Below are 4,460 nucleotides of genomic sequence, written 5' to 3'. Positions count from 1 at the left end.
GCGGCCGGGCTTCCTACCGGCGGGGCCGAAGAGTTCGTGGGGCGACCGCCTCGCGGCGTTTCGCGACGTGTGGTCGCCGCTGCTGCTGTTTTTGTTCGTGATCGGCGGGCTGTATGGCGGCTTCTTCATTCCGACCGAGGCCGGAGCGGTCGGCGCGGTCGGCGCCTTCCTGATCGGCATCCTGCGCGGCAAGCTCACCCGCGACGGCATCCTGCAGTCGCTGCTGCAGGCGACCCGCACAGCCGCGGCGGTGTTCACCGTGCTGATCGGCGCGCTGTGCTTCGGCTACTTCCTCACCATCACCCAGACGCCGCAGCTCATCACCGAATTCCTCACCGGCCTCGGCATCGGCCCCTACGGCGTGCTGGCGCTGATCCTGCTGATGTATCTGGTGCTCGGCTGCCTGATGGACGCGATGGCGATGGTGATCCTCACCGTGCCGATCGTGTTCCCGGTGATCATGGCGCTCGGCTTCGATCCGATCTGGTTCGGCATCATCATCGTCATGACGGTCGAACTCGGCCTGATCCATCCGCCGGTCGGCATGAACGTGTTCGTGATCAAGAGCGTGATCAAGGACGTCAGCATGGCGACGATCTTCAAGGGCGTGCTGCCCTTCGTCGCCACCGACCTGATCCGCCTCGCTATCCTGGTCGCGTTCCCGGTGATCGCGACGTGGCTGCCGATGCGGATGATCGGGTGACTAGCTAACAAAGCCCGTCATGCCCGGGCTCGTCCCGGGCATCCACGCCTTGCTGACCCATACGCACAAAAGGCGTGGATGGCCGGGACAAGCCCGGCCATGACGGAGGACGGAGGATTTGACGATGACCCCGACGCTCGAAACCAAATACGTCTTCACCATCACGGCGCATATCGGCGAGGTGATCTCGGCCGGCGACACCGGAGCGGGCGTGCGGCGGGTGATTCCGGTGATCGGTGGCACCGTGAAGGGCGAGGGAGTCAGCGGTCGCATCTTGCCGTCCGGCGCCGACTTCCAGATCATCCGGCCGAACGAGCTGATCGAGCTCGAGGCCAAATACGCGTTCGAGACCGACGACGGCGCCGTGGTCTATGTCGAGAATTTCGGGCTTCGGTTTGGGCCGATTGAGCTGCTGCAGAAGCTGAAGCGCGGCGAGCCGGTCGATCCCAAGCTGATCTACTTCCGCACCCGCCCGCGCTTCGAGACCGGCCATCCGAACTATCAGTGGCTGACCCAGTATCTGTTCATCGGCTCCGCCGCCCGGCACAACGACCGCGTCGTCGTCGACGTGCACCAGGTGCTGTGATCTCAACCCTCCCCGGTTGGGGTTGGTCGCGCGCGAAGCGAGCGGGGTGGGGTGACAGCCTATCCGTCCAGCACAGCCTACTTGAGGGGGACACTCCGCGCGGCCGAGATTCAGTGCTCGGGGCTCCCTCACCCCAGCCCTCTCCCGCAAGCGGGAGAGGGAGCGCGCGGTGCTCGCTGGGAGTCTTGCGGCACAAAGTGCCTTTCCAAGGGTACAACCCAACCCTCTTCCACGAGGGGAGAGGAAGAAGTTGGCGGACGGCGTAAACAGCCGCATTGACTCCGGCGTCATTCGTTATATTCTATAACTATTCTGCACAGGACGTAATAAGTGCTCACAGGAAACGCCTCTGCCGCGACGCTCGCGGATCACTCGACGCTGGTCGTCGAAACGGTCGGCTCGGTGCTGACCATCGGCCTCAATCGCCCGGCCAAGCGCAACGCGCTGAACGACGGGCTGATGGCTGCTCTCAAAGATTGCTTCATCGACATCCCGGACGACGTCCGCGCGGTCGTGATCCACGGCATCGGCGATCACTTCTCCGCCGGCCTCGATCTCTCCGAATTGCGCGAGCGCGACGCCACCGAGGGGCTGGTTCATTCGCAGACCTGGCATCGGGTGTTCGACAAGATCCAGTATTGCCGGGTGCCGGTGATCGCGGCGCTGAAGGGCGCGGTGATCGGCGGCGGGCTCGAGCTTGCCTGCGCGGCGCATATCCGCGTCGCCGAAGCCTCCGCTTACTACGCGCTGCCGGAAGGCAGCCGCGGCATCTTCGTCGGCGGCGGCGGCTCGGTGCGGCTGCCGCGGCTGATCGGCGTCGCGCGGATGGCCGACATGATGCTGACCGGCCGGGTGTACTCCGCTGCGGACGGCGTGGTGCACGGCTTTTCGCAATATCTGGTCGACGGTGGCTCGGCCTACGACAAGGCGCTCGAACTCGGCAACCGCGTCGCGCAGAATGCGCCGCTGACGAACTTCGCCGTGCTGCAGGCGCTGCCGATGATCGCCGAGGCGAATCCGCAGACTGGCCTCTTGATGGAATCGCTGATGGCTACCGTCGCGCAGAGCGATCAGGAAGCCAAGAACCGGATCCGCGCCTTCCTCGATCACAAGACCGCAAAGGTCAAACCCACCTGAGGTGGATGCCATGATGAACGCGACTGCACGCGCCGACGCGGCCGGGGATGCTCCCGCAGTTCATCCGCTGCGGGACATTTCGTTCGGCCAGATCGGGATTTCGACGGATCGCAAGCCGGACGGCACGATCTACGTACGTTCGACCACGACGCTCGCCGATTTCCCGGTGCGGATCACCGACCGGCTGCATCACTTCGCCGAGAAGACACCCGATCGCGTGTTCATGGCCGAGCGCGACAAGACCGGCGGCTGGCGCACGATCAGCTACGCGCAGATGCTGAGCGCGGCGCAGCGCATCGCCTCGGCGCTGCTGGCGCGCGGGCTTTCGGCCGAGCGGCCGGTGATGATCCTGTCCGGCAACTCCATCGACCACGCCCAGGTAATGTTCGGCGCGCTCTATGCCGGCGTCGCGATGTGCCCGGTGTCACCGCCGTATTCGCTGGTGTCGAAGGACTTCGGCAAGCTGCGCTACATCGTCGGCCTGCTGACGCCGGGACTGATCTTCGCCGACGACGTCACGCCGTTCGCACCGGCGATCCTCGCCACGGTGCCGGCCGATGTCGAAATCGCCGCGACGCGCGGTACGGTCGATGGCCGCCAGGTGACGTCGCTCGCCGATCTGCTGGCGACGCCGGAGCATCCGGACCTGGCCGCGAAGCACGACGCGATCAACCACGACACCATCGCGAAATTCCTGCTGACGTCGGGCTCGACCGGCAATCCCAAGGCGGTGATCAACACCCAGCGGATGATCTGCGCCAATCAGGTGATGATCCGCGAGGCGATGGCGTTCCTGAAGGACGAGCCGCCGGTGATCGTCGACTGGCTGCCGTGGAATCACACCTTCGGCGGCAACCACAATATCGGCCTGACGCTGTTCAACGGCGGCTCGATGTATATCGACGACGGCAAGCCGACGCCCACCGGCATCGCGGCGACGATCCGCAATCTGCGCGAGATCGCTCCAACCGTGTATTTCAACGTGCCGAAGGGCTACGAGTCGCTGCTGCCGGTGCTGCGTGAGGATGCGGCGTTGCGGAAGCTGTTCTTCAGCCGTCTGCACGCGATGTTCTTCTCCGGCGCCAGCCTCGCGCGGCACGTCTGGGACGGGCTCGACGAGGTCGCCGTGCAGGAGACCGGCGCACGCGTGCCGATGCTCACCGGCCTCGGAGCCACCGAGACTGCGCCGTTCTTCATGTCGGTGACACCGCAGACCTCGCGCTCGGGTCACGTCGGCCTGCCGGTGCCCGGCAATGAGGCCAAGCTGGTGCCGAATAACGGCAAGCTCGAAGTCCGCGCCAAGGGCCCGAACATCACGCCCGGTTATTGGCGCGCGCCCGAGCTGACCGCGAAGGCGTTCGACGAAGAGGGCTACTACAAGCTCAACGACGCGCTGAAGCCGGTCAATCCGAGCGACCTCACCGCGGGCTTCGATTTCGACGGCCGCATCTCCGAGGACTTCAAGCTAGCCTCAGGCACGTGGGTCAGTGTCGGCCCGTTGCGCGCCAAGTTCATCGCCGCCTGCGCGCCGCTGGTGCGCGACGTGGTGATCGCCGGGCTCGATCGCGATACCGTGTCGGCGGTGGTGATCCTCGATCCGGACGGCTGCAAGCTGGTGAATCCCGCCTTGGCGCTCGACGATCTCGCCGGCATGGCGCAGGACGCCGGCATCCGGGAGGCTTTCGCCGAGCGTTTCCGCAAGCTGCTGGGGCAGGCGACCGGTTCGTCCAACCGGATCACCCGCGCGGCGCTGCTCGGCGAGCCGCTGTCGATCGACGCCGGCGAAGTCACCGACAAGGGCTCGGTCAACCAGCGCGCGGTGCTCGCCCGCCGCGCCGCGTTGGTCGATGCCCTGTATGACGAATCCCATCCTGCCCTGCTGTTGCCGGCGCGTCCGAGCGCCTGAGGAACCGACATGAGCCAATCCCGTTTTTCCGCCACCTTCGACGACGTCTGGATCGTCGAGGGGGCCCGCACGCCGTTCGTCGATTACTGCGGCGCCTTCGGTGATCTCTCGCCCATCGACATGGGCAT

Annotated in this window: 4 protein-coding genes; all 4 read left to right on the top strand. The window is 65.7% G+C overall.

Annotation, left to right across the window (positions count from 1 at the left end; translation table 11 throughout):
- The coding region (locus ACOJTD_RS20855) for a TRAP transporter large permease (RefSeq protein ID WP_420134771.1) at positions 1–703 on the top strand (703 nt) is incomplete at its 5' end.
- Between the two features lie 124 nt (positions 704–827).
- The gene (locus ACOJTD_RS20850; protein WP_420134770.1) at positions 828–1,289 is read left to right on the top strand and encodes a DUF3237 domain-containing protein; all 462 of its coding nucleotides are present in this window, start codon (positions 828–830) and stop codon (positions 1,287–1,289) included.
- A gap of 330 nt (positions 1,290–1,619) precedes the next feature.
- Positions 1,620–2,426: a crotonase/enoyl-CoA hydratase family protein gene (locus tag ACOJTD_RS20845; protein WP_420134769.1), complete on the top strand. Its 807-nt coding sequence runs from the start codon at positions 1,620–1,622 to the stop codon at positions 2,424–2,426.
- Positions 2,427–2,439: 13 nt separating this feature from the next.
- Entirely contained in the window at positions 2,440–4,332 is a 1,893-nt protein-coding gene (locus tag ACOJTD_RS20840; protein ID WP_420134768.1) for a feruloyl-CoA synthase, read from the top strand.
- The last annotated feature ends 128 nt before the right edge of the window (positions 4,333–4,460 follow it).

Origin of the sequence: Rhodopseudomonas sp., assembly GCF_048594845.1 — a bacterium.
Classification (GTDB): Bacteria; Pseudomonadota; Alphaproteobacteria; order Rhizobiales; family Xanthobacteraceae; genus Rhodopseudomonas.
Note: the sequence above shows the minus strand (reverse complement) of the source record. Positions and strands in the feature narration are given on the sequence as shown.

Excerpts from the sequence above, each read along its gene's own strand:
- ACOJTD_RS20840 (WP_420134768.1), top strand. The coding sequence starts at position 2,440 with ATGAACGCGACTGCACGCGCCGACGCGGCCGGGGATGCTCCCGCAGTT.
- ACOJTD_RS20850 (WP_420134770.1), top strand. The coding sequence starts at position 828 with ATGACCCCGACGCTCGAAACCAAATACGTCTTCACCATCACGGCGCAT.